This is a genomic window from Schlesneria paludicola DSM 18645, assembly GCF_000255655.1.
Classification (GTDB): Bacteria; Planctomycetota; Planctomycetia; order Planctomycetales; family Planctomycetaceae; genus Schlesneria; species Schlesneria paludicola.
In genome coordinates this window covers 353-19,778 of sequence record NZ_JH636437.1, presented here as the reverse complement: position 1 = coordinate 19,778, position 19,426 = coordinate 353, and the positions used below count along the sequence as shown (strand labels likewise).

Sequence of the window (19,426 nt, the reverse complement as noted above, 5' to 3'; positions counted from 1 at the left end):
CAGTTACCCCATTATATTTGGTAGCCCAACAAGCGGCGTTGTTGAAACAAATTGATATGCCCATTTGACGGAGTACTCGACAGGAACTCCGCGAATCATAAGTGGCGAGTCGTAGCTCACACTGACTGAGCCGTCTTGCCCGCGCAGGTTATTTGGCCAAAGCGGATCCATCGGAGCCGGATTGGGGCCAACCGTCGTCATCGAGCCCGACTGAGTTGCGTGATAAAACGATGCTTCAGTCACTTGCTGAATAATCGGTTGACCAACCGCAGGGACTCGTTCGACGCATAGTGGCCGGCCCCAGTTATCTGAAAAGCTAACCGTTTCCTGAAAATTGAGTACTTCAGCACCGGTTGCGAAGAAAAAATCTGCCTGCAAGCCAAATGTGTAACGCAGGTACGTCACACTCTCCGCACCCGTAATTTCTTCGTGGCTGACAGGATTTGTGACGACAACACCCCCGATTGCCAAACCATTGTCCAGGAAGAACATCGTGCCGCCATTATCGTCGATCATCCGCGCGTTTTGTCCGCCACCGCCGGAGTAGGCGGCCTGCAGAAAGTTCAGCTGACCAAAAAGATCCGCACGTGGATTTGGGCCTCTACCAATTAACTTTCCTTTGCAGTTCATCTGCAATCGTAAAAGCTTGTGCTTACCGTTGGGCGCGTCGATATATGTCCGAGTCAAACCTGTAAATGCAACGCTATCTGGTGCGTGTGCATAGTTTCCAAAAATGAATTGAGTCATGTTCGATCCGGTCCATCAATATGGCGTTTCTCGAGTTGTTGGCCAGCACGTCAGAAATGATTCAGAGAAAAAGTCAATAGCCTGTAAACTACCGCGAATAGATGCCGTCAAATGTTGCCTTGCGGCCTCCTTCACGGAAATAGACGTGATGTCAGATTGGCATTAGATCGTGTCAAGAGAAGTAGTTGCCTCTTACCTTCTCATTTAGCCTGTTTTGTGACTCAAGTCCGTCAAGTCGATTGCGAATCTCGTCAAGAGCCTGCTTAGTACCAAATACATTCTTCATCGCTTCGACAACGTCACCAGCAGACTGCTTCATCTCACCCGAAAGTTTGTCAATCTCGTCGCGAATTGCGTCTTGCTGAGGCTTTGCTTCTGTCGCCAATGTTTCGGCGTCGTTGTGGAGTTGCTGAACTTCTGCAATGTCGTCGTCGAAAATTCCTGATTTTTTCGCATCTTCTTGTTTCTGGCGGTTCATTGAGGCATCAATTCTCTTGTTGCCTTTTCCAAATCCTGTTTGCAACTCGAAGTGTGTCCACTGCTCCACGTTGACGTCTTCGCCAGCGTCTTTACGTCGCTGCTGTTCGTCGATTCGCTTGCTCTTCTCATTAATGATTCTGAGTTGTGCTTGCGATCCTGGATCGAGTGAGCCAAATGACAACATCGCATTGCGTGTTCGACTCTCTTCAACTTCTGCTTTCTTTCTCGCTTCTTGTACAATATTTTTAGTCGTGTCATGTTCTTGTACGAGTGCGGATAGATATTCCTTTTTTGTCTTGAGCTCGTCTTCTGCAAGTTGTTTCTTTTGTACAGCAACTTGTGACGTTTCGTCTCGTTTGCCTATTTCGAGATTCATCAAAGCGACTTGCGTGTCCTCTTTGGACTTCTCTGCTTTGTGCGATGAGACACCTCCAGTGGAGTTATCGATCCAGTTTTCACTGACTAATCCTCCGAGCGGTGCTGCTAAACCCTTTCCGAGCGTGCCAAGAATTGTCGTTGATTGAGTTTGTTTAGCAGATTTAATGGCACCGCTCGCGGAATCACGGGTGCTCTGCATGACGTCTTTTGTAGCAGGATCATCAAGTGCGGCTCTTGCCTCTTTAACATCCTTCATACGCTGCTCGAGGAATTCACGCTTACCACTAATGATTTGCAAAGACTGTCGTTGACGACCTTCTGTCTCGTCGCGAGTGCGGATTTCCGCGACTCTATCTTCACTCATTCCGGATTTTCTCGCTTCAGCCTGTTTTCTTCGTATGTTCGCTTCGCGTTCCTCATTCTGCTGGAGCTGCACGCCAGCGAGTTCTTGCTCGGAAGTGTCAGGGCGTTCCATAGCTATGGCGCGTCGTTCCTCATTTGTTCGAAGCATTTTTCTGGATTGATATCCAACTGATCGGACCGCATCGTCTGCAACCGACTGGGCGTAGGCCTGATTTGTGTCACGTGCCTGTTCGAGCAATGTAATTGTGCCTTTGATTGCAAGTGCAACAGCCGCAAGTCCCGCGGTAAGTCCGAGAGTTGATGCTGAAAGCAGTCCATTCGCTGACGCTGCTCCTTTCGTTGCCGAGGCCAGGTCACTGACGGCACTCGTCGACGCCTGCGTGTTTGGCGCTGCAGCAGTTGGAAGGGCGCCAACCGAAGACGTTGGCTTTGCACTCGATCCTGCTACCGAATGAATTGCGGAGGAGATGTCCTTGCCAATGTTGTATGCCGCTTGGACTGATTCGAGCATGCGACTGAATTCGGAAGATGCCTTGCTGCTTCCGTCAATGAGCGATCCAATCCCTTTGGCGATGCGCATCGCGCCTTGTTCAGCCCTGTCGGCCAGTGCATCCTGGCGTTTTTTTTCCTGTTCAGCCGCTCGTTCTCCATTTGCTGATTCACGATCTTGTTCGCGAATCAGCATGGCGGCTCGCTTTTCAAGTTGTGCCTGAAGTCTTTCAAGGTCTTTGTCTGCTGCTCCACTCAGTAAGCCTGATTCTTGTGTTGATTTGATGGAAGCCTGTGCCGATTCAGAGGCTCGATCCCGAACACTCTGTCCATAGCGAGGCATTCCGATCTTGATTGAGCCCTGCCCATTGTTTTGCCCGGACGTTTGCATGTTCTGGTTCGCGAACCGCATCGCATTTTGATTGTTTCTCGCAGCGGTTTGGGTCGCTGACGTGTCACTTGCTCCAATGGAGTTCTTTGCTCGTGTGCGATTGAGTACTGATTCGACATTTTGGATTTGACTTACAGCGTTGGAGGCAGCGAAGTTAATTGCTGAGAAAGTGGATTCCAGCGGGCTTCGTTTCATTTCGGCAGCAAGACTCTGCCAGTCGGATCTCACTTTCTCGACAGCCGACGCGAACGCTGAAGTGTCGACCGGGCCAAGTTTCATGTTGCCATTTTCGAGGGCGACCTTGATCAGGACGTCTCGAATTGTTTGTGTGGGCATGTGACTACCTGTACGCCAGTTGCATCAGAAGATTGTGTTGCTCGATCTCTCGGGCTCTGTCGGCGAGATCGAGGACTTCGCGGATTACGGCCGCATTTCGCCTGACGAGAGGGTCATCGGGAAACTGGCCAACGGCACGGCATTCCAAGTAATGCTCGTAGCATCGCCGGTTCCGGGAGGTGAGTGACTTCGACGTTTCCGGAGTCCCTTTGGCACATCCTTTGGGAGTGCGGCAGAGCGGTGGGCAGGTTGGCACGCCTCGTACATCATAGATCGAGCGTAGAATTGGTTTACCGTCGCGTCCCAAGGATGGCTTTCCGGTGTCTTCATCGAACAAATATTTCTGGCAAAGCCTGCAACTTCGATCGGCCACTTCTGGGTGCCTGACTTTCAGCCAGACACCCTCTCTGAGTTTCCCACCATTTCCGAGTCTGAAATGGGAGATTCCACCGCTGGCGGTCTTGGATCACTGAGATCCGATCCGCGAACAATGCGATAAAGCTTGGAGAAGAGGTGTGATTGCAATCGCGCGCAGTTGTCAGCGGTGATGGGTATGGCTGATCCCTTTGAGTTCTTGACGTTCCACGCCGAAATGCGCTTCGCAACAAACTCACAGGCGAGGAGTTCCGCTTTCACGGCGCACTCGGGGTCGTTGTCTTCATCCCGCATTGCTATTCGGACCTCTGAATCGTGACGGATAATCTCGGTCCGAGTTGCAACTCGGTACGTAAAATCGAGCGGATCCCAGAGTCGCTCTCCAGATTTGGATGCAGGTGCCGCTGCAATATAACCGTCATCACGTGTGTATCCATCGTCTATGAATCCGACCATTGGTGTTGCTTTCAGAAGAGAAAATGCAGAGAAGTGTCGCAAGGACAGGCAGCGAGAACGATTTGCGGTCAGGCTTTTGGCGTCTCGTGATCTCACACCAATACTGGTATGACTTCTTTGGTCGTCGATACGCCGTAGCAGTGATAATTGAGCGGTAGCCGGAGTGGCTTCTTGTTGGGGACGACGACTGTTTCACTCGCCGCGACAAGTGCGCCAAAGGTCCACGCCATCGAGTTCAGTCCATTCGTGAATGCGATCGAACCTGTCAACGGCATGTCGATGTCAGGGCCCGCCTGGGCGAGATCCAGCAGGCTAGACTCGGCCGCCGTGTACTTCATTTGCACTGCCAATGTGATCACTCGGTCAGTGGGCTCAAGATCTGTTGCGGTCTGCCCTTGCATGAATGTCGGCTCGATCTTGTTGTCGATGCCGAGATCGAACTTATCGATCTGATACGTCGTTGCTGCCAATGTCAGGCCGCTTCCCGCATCATAGAACATATAGGGGCGGACTGTGATATCCGGCGAGCTGCTCAGGCCTCCTCCGGCTGCGACCGTCAATGTTTTGCCGACAAATTGCAGTTTGAGCTGAATCTTCTTACCCGTTTCGCCGGTAATGTGCATGGATGTGAATCGGCCGACATATGTATATTTTTTCGTGACATTGTCGATGACGATCGTGACGTCCCGCATCGCATCCGTCAGTGTGACATCATTTCCACTGTTGGTAACGTAAGGAAGAACGAGCTCCATTTCGGCTGGCGTGGGTTCCATTGTAATTGAGCCAGCAATTTTCTTGTTGCCCTGCGCAACTCTTTCTAAGGATCGAGTGCGACTGCCGCGAATTCCTTCGTCCTCGACGATCTCAATCGATTCTTTGATGTCGTGTGAGACGAATTCAATGGCTGTTCCGGCGATCGTCATTCTGACGCCATAACCCATTTGTTCTGACATTTCGTGACCTCTTAATCTGTCTGGAAATATTTCAATTGTTTGCAGCCTGGCCGATGATCAAGGTGACGACTCAATGGCGAGAATGGAATTCTCATTCATGTTGATAGTCACGTCTGAGTCATGCGAACAATCCGACCACGTATGCGCACAACGTATGGCCTCTTCAATCGTGGCAAATGGTCCCCTAACGATCTCGTGGCGTTGCACGGTCGTTGAAAACCCCTCCGGGTTCTCAACGCAATGCACGCTCCGAATCAGGCAATTATTGATTTCCATTTGCGTTACTCCTGACTCAATTTGAGTGCGTCGACTGCTACGTCTCCGATGCGATTTGTAAACTCTCGAACTGCCACTTCGGACAGCCCGTAAAAATCGTGATTTGAGTCATCAGAGCCATTGTGCTGATGAAACAGTGCTTTTTTTGGATCGACGATGACCATTAGGCCGTGGGGTGATACTCCATTTAGGTTCGACGCTTCATTTTCATCGAACAACGTTTCGCAATTGCGAAATAGTTGGCGATTCGACGACGTGCGTTGAGTCGGCGGAGTTCTTCGCCCAGAAATTGCTTCAAGAAGAGCTGAGGTTGCCTCGGCGAGTTCATCCGATGCAGATGTTTGTAGATCGTCGAGAACGCTCTGATAGTTGGCGTCCTTGGCAAGCCATTGCAATTCTTCGAGCGTGGATGTGAGCGGAGTCAGATCAAAAAAAATGACGTTCACGTGCGCGGCTCCTGGAAAAACGCACGTACAACGAACCCGCTAACGAACGCTTTGCGGTCGAAATACGCCCGCGGCTCGATCACATTCCCTGGCTCGACCTCAAGGTTGTAGTTCTGACCGAGGCCGAAAAGTGAAACGTTGTTCAGTTTCCGGCGCATCGATTGTCGCCATGCCAATCGCTGCTCGAGCGACGTGACTTCTTTCTTCCCGATGATGGCAACAAGCACTCCATAGTAGACACCGTCTCGATCGTTGAATTCGTCTCCCAGTTTCTCGGGGCCGTAGGGCGAAATTGAGACAAACGGAAGAGGGATTAAACCATCGAGATACTCTGCGACCTCTTGAACGACGGTTCCGCCGCTCAGCCCACTGAGGTTTAGTGCGTCGATGATGGTCTTCACGGCGACGATGGTGTCGTAGTGATTGGATAGGCCGGACATGTCAGGACATTTCCTTTCGGCAGAGGCATTCCCAGACCGTTCTTACGGACGCCAGGCGTGTGCTGAGTACGATGTAGTTGACGCCCGTAACACAGATCTGATCGCCCGGGCGGATTTCACGACCATTTTCCATTGGGTTCAGTTCGTGGTCTGGAATATTGATCCGGGTTTCGTTGCCTTGGAGGTTGAATCCTCCGTATGTTGATAGCCGAACATCCATCGGTTTTATCCAACTGCTCGGAATTGCGACTGAAGTGGGCTCAGCGGAGTCGGGCGACAACGTGATGGTCGCGCTGACCCTCTCTGGAATAATTCGCATCAGTGATCGGGCGATTGCGCGGGTCAGCATGGATGTCCTTTTTCAGATGGAGACTGAGCGGAAGCTGGCCAGTGTCGATTCGATCGAGCCCACGACATTGACGATGTCGGCGGAACTCGCGAAGGACACCGCCGCATCTTCATAGCTCATCGACTGAACCCCGCCACCCACCTGCGCCTGTGCCGCAAGGCGGAGTATTAGGGAGTTGACGGCCATTGAGATTGCGGCGGGGATGACCTCAAAACCTGCCGTGTATTGAACTTTGACGTTTCCTTGAGGAACCCCGGGAAGGTTCGCGAGAACTCCAGAGGCGCGAGAGGGGCGATTCGGCCAAGTCGAGCCAAGTCGTCGCAGAATTCCGCTGGAACCAATGCCTTTGGATCCCGGCATCAGTAGATAGTCTATTCCTTGGGAAAGGGCCTGGGGTCCCGCGAATCCTTGAGCTGCTTCACCGAAGTAACTGCTTTCGTCAACCCTCACTGAAGAGACTTGCATAACGGGATATTGGTGAAGCATCAGGAATGGCGAGCCATTCCCTGAGTAGTACTCGACATACTCTTTCAGCTCGAGGTCACGATGCAGTTGCTGTTGGACGATCGATGACACGCCTTCAATCAAAAATCGAAGCTGAGAATCTCGGCTATTGTCGCTGACTGGGATGCCAGCTTGTGCCTTGATCGCTGCGAGTGTGGTGAGGGGCATGGTGTGCTCACGAACGTTCTGAAGAAGTTGTAATCGCTCGGTCTTGTCAAAGATGATCAATTTTCCGAGAGAATATCGGTCTCGAGTTCCTCGTCGTCATGGCTTGTGAGATCGAGTGATGAGGGCAGGACTGCCATGGCGACGGCCTGCGCTGCCGCTTCCCAGCCGATGCGTTTGACATGCGTTAACGCGTCCCAGCTCGGAAGAGTCCGGCCGTTCATTTCCAGGTTGATTCGAGCGAAAGATGCATAAGCTGTTGAACCGAAACTCATCGTTGCCTCACTTTACTGTTGCGAGTTGTTTAGCCCGATTCACGACCGCAGGAAAAAGTGCGCGTGCCTGATTCACCTCAGATCTTCCCCAGCCATATTGCTCGTAGCTGTCTGCAGCCGGATTTGCATCGAGCTCGGTGAGAACCGCCTTGACCTTTGCCAGGTCGCCCCAGGATTGTGACATCAGATTGATGGGATGCGTTTTCTTCAGATTCGGTGCGAACGCGATATCCAAGGGATTCGTGTCATCGGAGGAGAGTTCGATCTTGCCGGCGAGGACGTCGGCTGTTGTTGCCAGGAATGCCGTTGCGTCGCGATAACAATCGATCGCCAACTGCTCAGGGCTGATTCCCGATTGCCAGGATCGTTCTTTGAAAAGTTCGAGCGCAATGCTGGTGAGTTGTGATGATTCACGAGTTTTGTCGGATGGTGCCATGAGAAGCTCTTTGCCATTGGGTGAAGGAGATTGGTCTGGGTAATTGAGACCGAAGGAGTGTGGAATCGACGTGTTGCGTTACGTCAGGGAACTCGGGGTTATGTTCTGTGGGTATCGAAGCCCATACGCGATGTAGAAGGCCGCACCGAGTTGTGCATTCGTGCCTGTGTCCGGGATCGAAAGTTGCACAAATGCATACCCGTTTGTGAGGTCCAAATCGGTCGCCTGAACTTCGACGGCGATCATGGCTTGACTGGCCGCGCTCGTTGGCGTGTATGTGTTCGCGGCGGACTGAGTCGCAATCGACCATTGAGGTGTCGATGCGATTGGGCCGATCTTCGTGCGAGCACGGGTGAAGGGTAGCGCTTTGGCGCCTGCGCCTGCGTTACCGGTCGCCTGCTGCAGTGTGATCACAGGATTGTCGCCGACGGTACCGGCCGCTTTGAAAAGGACACAGACGAGTCGAGTCACATTTTTCATGGCAATCCAAATGCCGTTGTTTGTGCCTGTCTGCATATCGACTGGTACGAATGCAGGTACAATATCTGCAATTTCGAGAAACTCGTGATTGAAGTCCGACATGGTAAATCCTTTTTGCTTAGTGACAACACGAACGAAAGCTCGCCGTATCGAGAGTGTTCGGGGCCGGCGTGCTGCCGATGGGGGCCGGCCGTCTCCGTTTGTGCCTCTCATCTGGTTGCGGCATCGGGCTTAGTCAACAACGTGATCGATCTCGTGGTATGTCCACTTCTGAGATCTCTGAGAGCATCCCACCTGGGCTCTTTGCCCTGGTCGCAGCGCGTCCATCGAAGTGTCGATTTAGGCTTGAACCTCCACTAGCGTGGGGCAAGGCAGACGAAGCTGGACTGAGTATTTGTGCCACGGAAAGGAGTGATTGGGCTATTCTCCCATGGCGTCGCGTTCATTCGCATCGTGAATCGCAAAGCCAATTGGTCGGTTAGAAATTCGACGTGCATTGAGACCGCTTGTGCGATTCCGCCCTTGCTGATCGAGAGGACCTGGCTCATATCCGCCAAGGTGATATCCCCTTGCGACCCAAGCGTTCCAGCAAACTCAATTGGTTTGAGCGGGCGACCGCCCAGTGCGCCGTAAGGCGACCCCGACAACCCCGTTGGAGGGGTGTAAACGAGTTGCCCAGAATAGGTACCCGTCGCAAGTGTCAATTGCATCAGTTGCTGCATGCAATCTTGGTTGAGGTACCAGCTAGCATTGCCGTAGAAGGGGGCAAAAAAACGATTCTGAGCTTTGATGATGTTGGCCGCGACGATTGTTGATGCGGATTGACCACTCTCGGCCGCGACCGCTAATAAGCTGGGGGCATTCAAGATTCCTAAGGGCTTGCCGACTCCATCCCCGTTGAACAGTGCGTTGCCGATCATGAAATTGAATTCGTCTGACGCCTTTCGAGTAATGTACTGCTCGAGTGCTTGGGCGCTGTCTGAGATCAATTCGTCGGTCAGGTAGACCACAACCGCGAGTTTCTGCAGCTTCAATTGAATCTCACGAACTGTCGGCTTGCTGGCCGTGATCGTCTGGCCTTCGCCTGTCCAGTAGCCTCGTAGTCCTCCATGGCGACTTCCATCTGCTCGCGACGTTTCGGCATTTGCCAAAAAGGTCATGTTATTGCCACCGACGGTGTAGTTGTCGGTGGAAGCGACCAGGTCATTCGAGTAGATATGTTCAAAAATCTGATGATTGAATTCAGGCATGACGGTGAAGCCGCCATCCGATCCAATTGTTTCAGACATTCCCTGGATCGCTTTGAAGTGCGATTTGCAGCGGTCGCGAAAAGAAGAACTTTGGTGGCCGTCAAAGCCACTTCGGACGAAATCGCTTAGTGACTTGAATTCGCCCCAGGGACGGTACCCCTGACGAGTCAGTGATTTCATTGCGGCCTGAGATTTCATTCGCCGTCCGGCTCGAGGTCCCGCCAGATCATCGCGGCCAGATACGATCGTGACCGACTCGTCTGTGTCGGACCATTGGCCGATCACGCGACCTTCTCCATCATGGTGAATCCCACTGTAATCGGGTTTGTCAGACAAGCTTTTAACTGCGCCCGTCAGATCGGAAACTTGTTTTGTCAGTTCATCAATGGTTGGCATCGAGGCACCTTCTCTTGAAAATGAAATCGAACGTGAGCTCTGATCCACAATATTACAAATGTAGTAATGTGGTCTGGCGAAACTCTCTGAATCGCAACGAAGTGCTCACTTGGTGACGATCTTGTGTCGCACCCTCGTGAGTGACATTAAGAAAGCCGTCGCAACCGAACGAAGAGTGCCGGTTGGAATCACCAGACGCGCGGTATCAGTCTTTGATTCGACTGACGAGGGTTGTCAATTCAAGGATTGACTTGTGCAGCAACGAGAGTTTGGTTGCATCATGGTCAACCACCTCGGATTTTGATTGATCCACGAGCTTTGCAAATTGGTGTGAGACACTGCTAAGAGTCTTACGCTGGAATGCTGTGAGATTCCGAGCACTGATCAAGCCTTTGAGTCGTGCTCCCAGACCCAGAACTTGCAAGGGGGCGAGTTGCCCCGACGCGAGAAATGACTTCAGCTCTTCCCCAGCGGCATCCGTTGATTCCTCGCCTTTCAAGTCTGGCTGATGAGGATAATTAGCCGCGTGGAGTCCTTCGAGCACCGTTATTTGGTCTCTTAGCGCTTCCAGAATCGCGACCAGCCCGTCTCGAACGGGGGGATTTTCTAACGTCGCCATTGCCGATTCGATATTGTGGCATGCTGTCGTTAACGACGTATGGACGGCGGAAACGACGGTGGAGCCATAGGGCTGCGACGATTCCTCGCAGACGTGATCGCTCCAATCATCGGTGGCGATCGGTCGGGCTGTGGCGTCGCCAATGTCGGCGACAATGGTGTGTTCAGTCACAGAGTTCTCCCTCGATAGTCCGACGCCGAAGCGTCGAGTAGGTGGTGATACAGCCATTAACGACTTCACGATTGATGGGATGATTGGTTTTCCGCCAAGCCGATTTCGATGTAGAGCCTTGGCGACCGCATCGGGATTGACCCCCACCGCGCACCACGACCATTCCTCAAGCTCCCATTCGTCGACAATCAGGATGTCGCCAGCGTCTGAATCAAAGTGATGCCGTGTTTTGATCGGTGTTTCGCGGACGGAGGTGGCACGAACAATTCCTTCGTCGATGAGTTCGAAAATCTGTGCCGCTTCGAGCGACGATTGTGAGAACCAGGCCGTCGCCTGAACGTCGTCCAGTGAGATCGTCACTGAAAGATTTCCATCGGGATCGCAGGAGGTTGCAATGGGGTGGCCGATTCCCTCCAGACCGTGTGCCCATAGCACGACGGGGTTCTTGGCGAAATTCTCTAGTCGACATCCTGTTGGAATCAAAACGTCGCCCACTCGATCGACCGTACTTGTCGAAATGACAGCTCGAGCGGACATCGCGGTGCGATCCACGTAAGGTTGACCTGAACGTTCGAATGCCAAGGAGCCGCTATCGGGCGAAAGCTGATAGTGGCGTCCCTGAGCGCGTGGTCGATGGCCCACGATTCGGTCGAGGACGTTTTGGTCGCGGCGGTGATGAGTGGGTGCGTTTGTCATGGGGCCTATTAAATCGACGAGGCCCTCGTTCGAAAAGATGAAAATGCGTGTTGTTTCCAAACGTTTGGAAGGTACTTTGAGGTCATCGTCCGCAGGGAAGAATCCACGGCGCGAACTCCTGGCGATACCGATTCGGCTCGCATTTGCATGGAGCGCGTCCGCAGGGAAACGCATTCAGATCACTCGCAGAAAGCCGACTGAGCGGTGCGGCGATGCGAATTCGCTGGAGCGAGGCGGATACAAGAATTCGCCGGAAGGCGCGCTGGGGTGGGCAACTTTCAGAATGACGTGATCACATAGTGATATGGTGGCGATCATTTCGCGTCTTTTCGGGGGCGGCCGCGTGGCTTCTTTGCGGCTGGCGTCTCGGTGGCAAGTCGCGCCTTCCGTGAGGCTACATCACGTCGTGATTTTTTTTGCATGATTTCGAATTGCGACTCGCGGTTCTGTGCTTTGGCAAGAATCTGCGCAGGCAAGACATTGGCGCATGTGCTCGCAAGTGTGATGACAACGTCGAGACAATCCCACTGACGCTGTGTCCAGGGAAACAAAGCGTCGGTCATTCCATGGTGCTGCATCTCCGCTGCAACTTGCGCGAATTGCTCCGTCGCTTTCTTCAGGGATTCCGCAGTGCTAAGAATCAGATCCACGGACTTCCGCTCATACTTCACACCCATTCTTCAGCCTCCAGCGATAAGAAGTTGCCGCTCAAGTCTAGCTGCAGCAACGCTTTTTGTCATTCCGTCAGTTCTTTCTGCCAAAAAACAACATTGCGACAGAATTATTTGTCGTTGACGACAAGTGTTTTTGTGGTAGGCTGATGTGGTCGCTCAGGCCGATTTCAAGCGGCGTGTCGTAAATGCGAAATTCTTTTCACCTATCAGGTTCCATCTCATGAGCATCAATCTTCGCGCAGAATGCGATCAATTGCATCGGATTGTCGGAACTCGTGACGAGCATATTCGACAGCTCGAGCGAGCGATTGTCGATCAACAGCAACGGGTGACTCCAGCAGCACGCGAGTGGAACCGTTTGGTGTGCTATCAGAAAGAACTGGCAGACTGGCTGATCGAGTCTGGGACTGACGAAGTCGGGATGGTGATCAGGCCCCGAATTGATGCAGAGCTTGCCGGCGAATTGTTCGTACCGTGCTCATTTCACCGAGTTTTGAACGGGCGTCGCTATTTACTGGAACTGGTCTCCACCGAGTATGACATCAAGTTGGTTCGGGGCGATGGATAAGCCGATCTACTGTGTTTCGATGTATCGTTGATACTGAGTTTTGTTCACGGATCAACTGGCGCATTACGAAGAATTGAACCGCGTTTTAAGGATGCCGCAATGCCTGTTCGGACCGTCAAAGGCCCCGTTTTCACCTTGATTGTTGGTGGTCAACAGATCGTGGTGAAACATGTCAATGCGAAGGGAAAACGCTGTCGCGTGTTTGCTCCAGAGGGTGTGTTGATCGAGCCTGGTCTCGTCACCCTTGGAGAATATGGCCGGCGTATTTCGGTCAATGAGCGTGTTGACGCTTGCGTGCCGCGAATCGACGGCGTTTCCGATGTTGATGAACAGCGACCATTGTCCAGTGAGAAATCTCAGTGAACAATCTTTCTCCATTCATGTCGTCGCGTTGTGCTAGTGCCATGAACTTGGCGAGTTGATCTTCCTGAATGGGGAATATTCACCCTGAGGTCGAGATCAGAATTCTGTGGCTGCCATACGAGCTGATCTTCGTACATCCTCGCTCCAATTCTGGCAACGGATGTCTGCTTGAGGTTCAGGGTGCCTTGTTCAATTGTTGGCCTGTTCCGTTGTTGAGTGCGCAACAATCGATTCGACATGTCCCCATGCGACGGCACTAAGATAGGCGCTCTGCATCGCGGAGTCGGTTGCGCCGAATTCGCGAGTCGCATCCCAGTCTCCGCGTTCAAACGCCATTACTGAGCTCAGCAGCCGGCCCATTGGGCCCGAATGTTCGAGCAACGCATCGCGAATTTCTGGCGTGATCGGAAGTTGCGTCAAAATCTCTGGCAATGGTCGATCAAGAAACGCATCGAGAGTTGAGAAAAGGCCAACGGTGAAGCAGATTTCAGCCGCGTCGGGGCGAATTGAACTCCCCAAAACTTCACACATTTTGGCTCGAATCAAAGCCGTTTCGAGGATTGGTCTCGGCTTGGTAGAAAGGCCGTTCATTGCCAGAAGCGTGACGATCTGGCAAATCTTCTGTAGTCCGAGTCGGATTGCGGCCTGGCGTACCGAGTCAATTTGGCGGCGTACTCCATGTGCCAACGAATTCACGTATCGCAACAGTTTAATGCTGAGCGACACGTCTCTTTTTAATAGATCGACGACATCGTCAAATGCAACGGCAGGCTCTCGAAGTTTGACGAGCAACTGGAGGATCGAAAGTTGATTGTTGGCCAGGCTCTTGCCTTCAACAACTTGCGGTCGTGACAAAAAATATCCCTGGAAATAGTCAAAACCAAGCGACTTGCAGAGTTCGAATTCTTCGACGGTCTCCACTTTCTCCGCCAAAAGCTTCAACGGGAATTCTTTAAGGCGGGTGACTTCACTCTTCAGCCTCTCACGCTTAAATCCGAAAAGGTCGATTTTTACAATATCCGCGACTTGAAGAAGTCGCGCGCGGATGTCGGATTCGATATAGTCATCAAGTGCGATTGTGAAGCCCAAGTTACGCCAACGAACCAGTGATGCGATGGTCTCGTCATCCGGTTCAACGGTTTCGAGCACTTCAATCACCAGAAGCTCTGGATCGAACGGGATCTCGCACTTTCCATTGAGAAAATTCTGCGTGAAATTGACGAACGCGGGAAGGCCGAACACTAAGTTCTCAAGCCCAATCTCGATGACAGAGTTTATCAAGAGTTGGGAAGTTGCCACATCCGCATCTTGAATGGCTGCCTGGTTCTCTGTCGTCGATCGGAAGAGTAGTTCATACGCGACAATGTTGAGTTCTGTATCGTAAATCGGTTGGCGACCGACAAACACGTCTGATTGGGGCGGCGATGTCATGGCTTTCGGTTCGCTTCAATCTGGCTGCGAATCGTTCAATTCAATCGACACACACTCGCGCTTCTGAGTGTCACTCGCCCAACAGGAACGTGTTCATGTGAGCATTGACTATGTCATATGTTGTTTGTCGGCAGATCTCCGGTCTTGTCATGAGCCACTTGGGAAGCGACTAGCAGTAACACTGCAGCAGAATTTGCTCAGGGCGAGAATTCTTACGGTACAGCGCGACATTCGCGCAATGTGTGTGGATCGACACGTCGCTCTACACGCATTTGTCAGCTTTTTTCACTTCGAACCGTTCAATGTATCGTGGTTCTCAACTTGAGTTCTTCGCTTTTGCGACAAAAATAGATGTCGTATTTAAAAATAATTTAGAAATAATATTGACAGTCCTGTACGTTGGCGACATACTTATGAAGTCGCCTCTCCGGTCATAAAGGTCATAGCAAGACCCGCTGGAGGGCTGCTCACAATCCTAGCCTTGTTGCGTGGATTGTGAGCAGCCTTCTGCGGGTCTTTTGTTTTTGGGAGGGGGAGATATGACTCGAAGTGTCGTTGTGGCAGGCCTGTTTGGGGCTGCAGTTGTGAGTGGCGTGATCTTCCTCACAGTCACCGAGGCGACCGTCGTGCCAATGGTCGCCCGAGGAACCGGGGCGGATGGGGTGCAAGTCACGATCGGTGGCTGGGTTGCCTGGGGTTTGTCGATTCTCAGCACGAGCGGATTCACGACCGCTGGACTGATCACATTTCTTGCGGGGCGTTTTGGTGGTCAGATTCGGCAGCCATCGTCGAAATCCTTGAGTGCCGAAGTGGTCGAGCTGACTGCATCGTTCCTTGCGTTGATGAATGATCGAGCAAATCGCGCCGTTCAAAGGCGATTCTTTTTCGCACTCGTTGATGCCGCGAATCTGATTCAGGGGTGTGAGACTTCACACGAAGCCGGAGTCGTCACGATTCGATACCAAGGGTATGCCGATCCTGTCACACCCTTTCAACAAGGGGGAGCAGCATGATGAATGTGATGTTGTTTCTTCGTTCTCTTGTCCGTTCGACGTTTCTAATCGGTGCGATTTCTTCCGTGATCTGCGGTTGCGCACTGACTGTGCCCTTGGCGCCAAATACCACAGACAATCAATCGACGGTTGACGAAAGTCTCATTTCTGCTGAAGAGATTTGGGGACAGGTCGCCTCGGCCGTAAAGCGGCGCACGATCAACCGGACCACCCAACTCGCTCAGGTTGTTCTTGTTCTCGTCAAAAATGGTGATCTGTCAGAGCGTGATGCGAAACTGTTCGACAAAACGTTTCCGGACGCGACCACCGTGAGCAGAGATTTGACGGATGCAGACGTCCGGTTACTGAGGAGTTTGAAATGAATATACCCTCAAACTTCGTCAGTGGCTGGGTCAGTGATCCACATCGTGTTCAAGATTCAATTTTGGAACGAGCAGGACGCGGTGAGCCCGTGATGGGGGCAACATTCTGTCTTCAACATGCACAAGAGCTTCCGGGCACGTGGGAGCGAATGAAAACTCGAGGGTGTACCGGAGTGTTCTTGCGAGATCGAGAGTTTGTTGTACGAGGCAAACATCGTCGACCGATGCTCCAAAGGGCGGGGACTTGCGTCAGTCGGGGAACATGCAGAGGCCTTCAAACTTCTCTTGATGTCGCGATTGCAGACAATTTGGCATTGTTGAAAAGCGTCGAATTGACATTTGCGCCGATCTACACACTCGCTCGCCATGAGGTCGGGAAAGATCGCTGTGGACGTGGTGACGGAGCGATTCTTGCGGATGCCATGAAGGCCGTTCATGATTTTGGAGTGGCAACCACAGAGCTGTTCCCGGGCCTGACCGAGGATCAAGTTGAGCGATTGGCCGTTCAGTATGCTGCTCCTGGAGTCGGTACACCGGCCAATTGGCTGGCTGCATGCAATCTCCATACATGCGTAACCTTCTGGCCCGAGACGTTGGATCTGTTGTGCGACTGTCTTGCGGCTGGATACGCAGTTCCCTATGCGCATTCCTATATTACTGGGGCGCCGAATTCAAAAGGGGTCTCAGATCTCGGGTTGTTCGGGCCGCATTGTCGATGCTTCGTCGGCGTATTCCTCGACGAGAATGGTGAAACACAACTGGAATCGTCCGAGAGCTGGGGCCGATTCCCCGCTGGCCAGCCGACAGACGCTGACCAGACGATGCCGGTTGAGCAAATCCCTTGCATCAATCTTCACTATGCCGGTGGCGTCAAGAAACTCGCGCCGGGCGATGTTGGCGTAAATGCCAAGCGATTTTGGTCGCAGATCAAGTCTGGGGGCGAAGCATGGGCGGTTGGACCGCCAAGATTCGAATCGCTCGGAATTGCTGATCTCACGAGAAAGGTCCAGGTGATTTGATGGAAATTAAGAATCGATACGACTTGTCCAATCCGTCGGGAGGTGTATGGACTCGTGCGAGTCGCTCGCCATTCCTTTTATTGGCGGAAGCGGTTGTTCTTCAGGGTCTCATTGCATTTTCGGGCGGCGCATCGTGTTGTGTATACGCAGGTACGATACGCGAGAGAGCGATTGCAACGGTTGCTGTGGCACGCGCCCAGGTTCACGTGGCGAATTCGCGTCCTCAGTTGCCCGATTCACGGGAGAGATTCGCTAAATTCAACCCACGAGAGGCGCATGATGCGATCCTTGGCACGGATGCCACTCGTGTGGTTCCTATGGCGATAGTATTTCCTAAAGTTGCTGCCGTGTCGGAGGTCAAGCCCGCACAACTTGTGATTGAAGTATGGGAATCGGGGTGTCCGCACTGTGTACGTCAAGAACGAGACATAGTCCGAATTCTCGGCAAACTCGGCTGGACAATTGGCAACTCGAACGCGGATCAGATTCAGTTTGTGATCATTCCACAGACGAAGGCTGCACCACAGTCTGTGTTGTATCAGAACGGAATCGAAGTGAAGCGTTGGGAGGGCTATCAAGATCCCGCAACGCTTTCGGTTGAATTGCGACGGGCCTGGGATGAATCGCCGCCGTCGAGCGAGCAGATCAGTGCTGTTGGCTCAGCCGGTGCGATTCAAGGCAAATCGCAGATTAGGACATTGCTCGATTGGTTCGCATGCAATGTCGGTGAAGGTGTGAAAGCCGAAATTCGGTGGGACCGCTCTGGTGCCCAGTCTTTTCCACTGCTTGCCAAGGGTGATTGGTCGGCTGTCGCATTGTTCGGAAAATTCGGCCATATCAAACTCTCGGCCGTTGGGGCTGCAAACCTGCCACTCGAGACGATTGGCTTTACGTATGTCGTTGATGGTGATGATATCACGTTTGATGTCGACGCGGTCACGATTCGGGGGCTGGCGCTGAGGCTCGGGCCGGATTCTCAGAATCCGAGGTCCATGATGCCTGCCGAAACAGCGCCAGCTCCCTCGCAGATTGGACTCGTCAGCGTGTGGACGGTGCTTTCGGTGGTACGGGACATCTGGCGTCTACTTCATCCCAGTTGCGATTTGCAGTTGGGGGGAAATGTCTCCGCGTCGGCCGTGCTTTTGGACGACATGTTGGCGATCGATTTTCAGCAGATGCCGTCAATTCGGCTTGTGGCACTGTTCACGTTTCAGCTCGGTGTCAAGCGGATCGAAATCACAGAATCGAACATTCACGTGGAGTTCAGCGGTAGCCGCCTCGTGAAGTCGCGTGATTTCAAGGTGCAGTGAAGGAACGCAGTCAACGGATGTCGACGTTGCCTCCAATGTGTTTGATTGCTGCCAAACACGTTTGTGTTCGGCATTCGAGTGGAGTGCCAAACCTGAATTGACACGTTGATGAAGTCGTCGTGTGCAGAACAATGAGCTTCCGCACGATGTTCACGAAGCTGTCAGGTCGGGATGGCTGTGCTGCTCTCTAAGCATTGCCACGTAAATGGCACACCGTGGACGACGTGTGCCTGTGTCAGGCAGCTCTCTTTGATTCGTTTCCAGCTTGAACAAGCTGCCAAGGGGATCGCGCCTGCCGTAATCGATTTGGTTCGCAATCTCAAATCTCACGAGAATGAAAATGACACCACAACAACAGTCGAAACATGAGCTGCGGCCAATGATCCGTCGTCTTTGGGCGATGCTTGCGATCGTTGTTGCGATCGAGCTGGCCTTCGCCGCCATTACACGTTCGATCCACGTTCAAGGTAAGGAGGCTCGGCGTGCTGATTCTCCTCTCTGACGCCGTATCTACGATGAGCGTCGCAGACGTCATGCCCGCGATTTCGTCTGTGGGATCGTTGGGGTTCGCGATCTGGTTCGCGTACTACACGACGACGACGACACTGCCGACACAGCAGAAGCAACATCAAGAGCAGCTTGAAAAGATCACGGAAACACATGCTCAGACGATCAAGGAATTGGTGGCGGAGCTGCGCCTGGGCCGTGAAGCGTATGACCGATGGCGTCAGGGAACGCACTGATAATGCGGCCTAAGTGCCCGGCTCAAGGCGCTTTGGTGTCAACGATGTCATGGCTTGTTGAATCGGTGCGGAGCCAGTCCACGTAGTTTCAACAGGCTGCGAACAGAGAGCTGTGTTGGACCAAACGTTCAATTTACATAAGACGAGATTGAAAATGCTGACGATCGAAGAAATTGTTGCTCGGCTTGAGTTTGAAGAGCTAACGGACCAGCAGGTGCTGGACTATGGCAATCAAACCACGGTGATTGGCGGCACGGACGAGTTGTGGTCATACAGTGGCGTGGCCGTCCAATTCGGTGATGCTGCAGCCGAAGGCTTGCTTCAAGCAATTCAAGGGGCCGGGCTCGCAGGTGCGGCGCAGGTGTATCTGACACGCGGCATGCAACTGAGTTTGCCTCAGGTGCAGGATAAGCTCACCGCGATCGGGTTGGCACATCCGGAACTGACGGCTGTCTGTGACGCTCTCAAAGAG

The 19,426-nt window shown here is 52.7% G+C and carries 22 protein-coding genes; 8 read left to right on the top strand and 14 right to left on the bottom strand.

Features of this window, described 5'->3' with window-relative positions:
• Positions 1-3: 3 nt before the first annotated feature.
• From OSO_RS0138275 to OSO_RS0138195, 13 genes are all read right to left on the bottom strand, one after another.
• Entirely contained in the window at positions 4-747 is a 744-nt protein-coding gene (locus OSO_RS0138275) for a hypothetical protein (protein ID WP_010588014.1), read from the bottom strand.
• A 172-nt stretch (positions 748-919) separates the two neighbouring features.
• Positions 920-3,184, bottom strand: a complete 2,265-nt coding sequence (locus OSO_RS0138270) for a hypothetical protein (protein WP_010588013.1) — start codon at positions 3,182-3,184, stop codon at positions 920-922.
• Positions 3,185-4,107: 923 nt separating this feature from the next.
• Positions 4,108-4,968 (bottom strand): phage tail tube protein, encoded by an 861-nt coding sequence (locus tag OSO_RS0138255; RefSeq protein ID WP_010588010.1) that lies wholly within the window; start codon positions 4,966-4,968, stop codon positions 4,108-4,110.
• Between the two features lie 281 nt (positions 4,969-5,249).
• Positions 5,250-5,690, bottom strand: coding sequence for a hypothetical protein (locus OSO_RS0138245; RefSeq protein WP_010588008.1), 441 nt, complete (start codon positions 5,688-5,690; stop codon positions 5,250-5,252).
• On the bottom strand, positions 5,687-6,130 hold the full coding sequence (locus OSO_RS0138240) for a hypothetical protein (protein WP_010588007.1): 444 nt from the start codon (positions 6,128-6,130) through the stop codon (positions 5,687-5,689). The genes OSO_RS0138245 and OSO_RS0138240 overlap by 4 nt, the downstream gene beginning before the upstream one ends.
• Position 6,131: 1 nt before the next feature.
• Positions 6,132-6,350: a hypothetical protein gene (locus OSO_RS51655; protein ID WP_157606139.1), complete on the bottom strand. Its 219-nt coding sequence runs from the start codon at positions 6,348-6,350 to the stop codon at positions 6,132-6,134.
• Between the two features lie 141 nt (positions 6,351-6,491).
• Positions 6,492-7,151: a hypothetical protein gene (locus OSO_RS0138230; RefSeq protein WP_157606136.1), complete on the bottom strand. Its 660-nt coding sequence runs from the start codon at positions 7,149-7,151 to the stop codon at positions 6,492-6,494.
• Positions 7,152-7,207: 56 nt separating this feature from the next.
• A complete protein-coding gene (locus OSO_RS0138225; protein WP_157606133.1) occupies positions 7,208-7,372 on the bottom strand; it encodes a hypothetical protein in 165 nt (54 codons plus the stop codon).
• A gap of 58 nt (positions 7,373-7,430) precedes the next feature.
• Positions 7,431-7,859 carry a hypothetical protein gene (locus OSO_RS0138220; RefSeq protein ID WP_010588002.1) on the bottom strand — a complete coding sequence of 143 codons (429 nt, stop codon included), beginning with the start codon at positions 7,857-7,859 and terminating at the stop codon, positions 7,431-7,433.
• Positions 7,860-7,937: 78 nt separating this feature from the next.
• Entirely contained in the window at positions 7,938-8,441 is a 504-nt protein-coding gene (locus OSO_RS0138215) for a hypothetical protein (protein WP_010588001.1), read from the bottom strand.
• Between the two features lie 254 nt (positions 8,442-8,695).
• Positions 8,696-9,985, bottom strand: a complete 1,290-nt coding sequence (locus OSO_RS46765) for a phage major capsid protein (protein WP_010588000.1) — start codon at positions 9,983-9,985, stop codon at positions 8,696-8,698.
• Positions 9,986-10,190: 205 nt separating this feature from the next.
• Positions 10,191-11,312, bottom strand: a complete 1,122-nt coding sequence (locus OSO_RS0138205) for a hypothetical protein (protein WP_157606130.1) — start codon at positions 11,310-11,312, stop codon at positions 10,191-10,193.
• Between the two features lie 473 nt (positions 11,313-11,785).
• Positions 11,786-12,148 (bottom strand): hypothetical protein, encoded by a 363-nt coding sequence (locus tag OSO_RS0138195; protein ID WP_010587998.1) that lies wholly within the window; start codon positions 12,146-12,148, stop codon positions 11,786-11,788.
• A gap of 217 nt (positions 12,149-12,365) precedes the next feature.
• Here OSO_RS0138195 and OSO_RS0138190 point away from each other — a divergent pair, with 217 nt between their 5' ends.
• The gene (locus OSO_RS0138190; protein WP_029247900.1) at positions 12,366-12,713 is read left to right on the top strand and encodes a hypothetical protein; all 348 of its coding nucleotides are present in this window, start codon (positions 12,366-12,368) and stop codon (positions 12,711-12,713) included.
• A gap of 99 nt (positions 12,714-12,812) precedes the next feature.
• Positions 12,813-13,076, top strand: coding sequence for a hypothetical protein (locus tag OSO_RS0138185; protein WP_010587997.1), 264 nt, complete (start codon positions 12,813-12,815; stop codon positions 13,074-13,076).
• A gap of 189 nt (positions 13,077-13,265) precedes the next feature.
• On the opposite strand, the gene OSO_RS46760 is transcribed toward OSO_RS0138185, so the two are convergent.
• The gene (locus OSO_RS46760) at positions 13,266-14,507 is read right to left on the bottom strand and encodes an EAL and HDOD domain-containing protein (protein WP_010587996.1); all 1,242 of its coding nucleotides are present in this window, start codon (positions 14,505-14,507) and stop codon (positions 13,266-13,268) included.
• A 539-nt stretch (positions 14,508-15,046) separates the two neighbouring features.
• Here OSO_RS46760 and OSO_RS0138170 point away from each other — a divergent pair.
• The 6 genes from OSO_RS0138170 to OSO_RS46755 form a co-directional block, all read left to right on the top strand.
• Entirely contained in the window at positions 15,047-15,520 is a 474-nt protein-coding gene (locus tag OSO_RS0138170) for a hypothetical protein (protein WP_010587995.1), read from the top strand.
• Complete coding sequence (locus OSO_RS0138165) at positions 15,517-15,882, top strand: hypothetical protein (RefSeq protein WP_029247899.1); 366 nt, start codon at positions 15,517-15,519, stop codon at positions 15,880-15,882. Before OSO_RS0138170 ends, OSO_RS0138165 begins: the two co-directional genes overlap by 4 nt.
• Positions 15,879-16,901, top strand: coding sequence for a hypothetical protein (locus OSO_RS0138160; protein WP_010587993.1), 1,023 nt, complete (start codon positions 15,879-15,881; stop codon positions 16,899-16,901). Before OSO_RS0138165 ends, OSO_RS0138160 begins: the two co-directional genes overlap by 4 nt.
• A gap of 317 nt (positions 16,902-17,218) precedes the next feature.
• Positions 17,219-18,211 carry a hypothetical protein gene (locus tag OSO_RS0138155; protein ID WP_157606128.1) on the top strand — a complete coding sequence of 331 codons (993 nt, stop codon included), beginning with the start codon at positions 17,219-17,221 and terminating at the stop codon, positions 18,209-18,211.
• Positions 18,212-18,693: 482 nt separating this feature from the next.
• On the top strand, positions 18,694-18,954 hold the full coding sequence (locus tag OSO_RS0138145; protein ID WP_010587990.1) for a hypothetical protein: 261 nt from the start codon (positions 18,694-18,696) through the stop codon (positions 18,952-18,954).
• Positions 18,955-19,108: 154 nt separating this feature from the next.
• The coding region (locus tag OSO_RS46755; protein ID WP_010587989.1) for a hypothetical protein at positions 19,109-19,426 on the top strand (318 nt) is incomplete at its 3' end.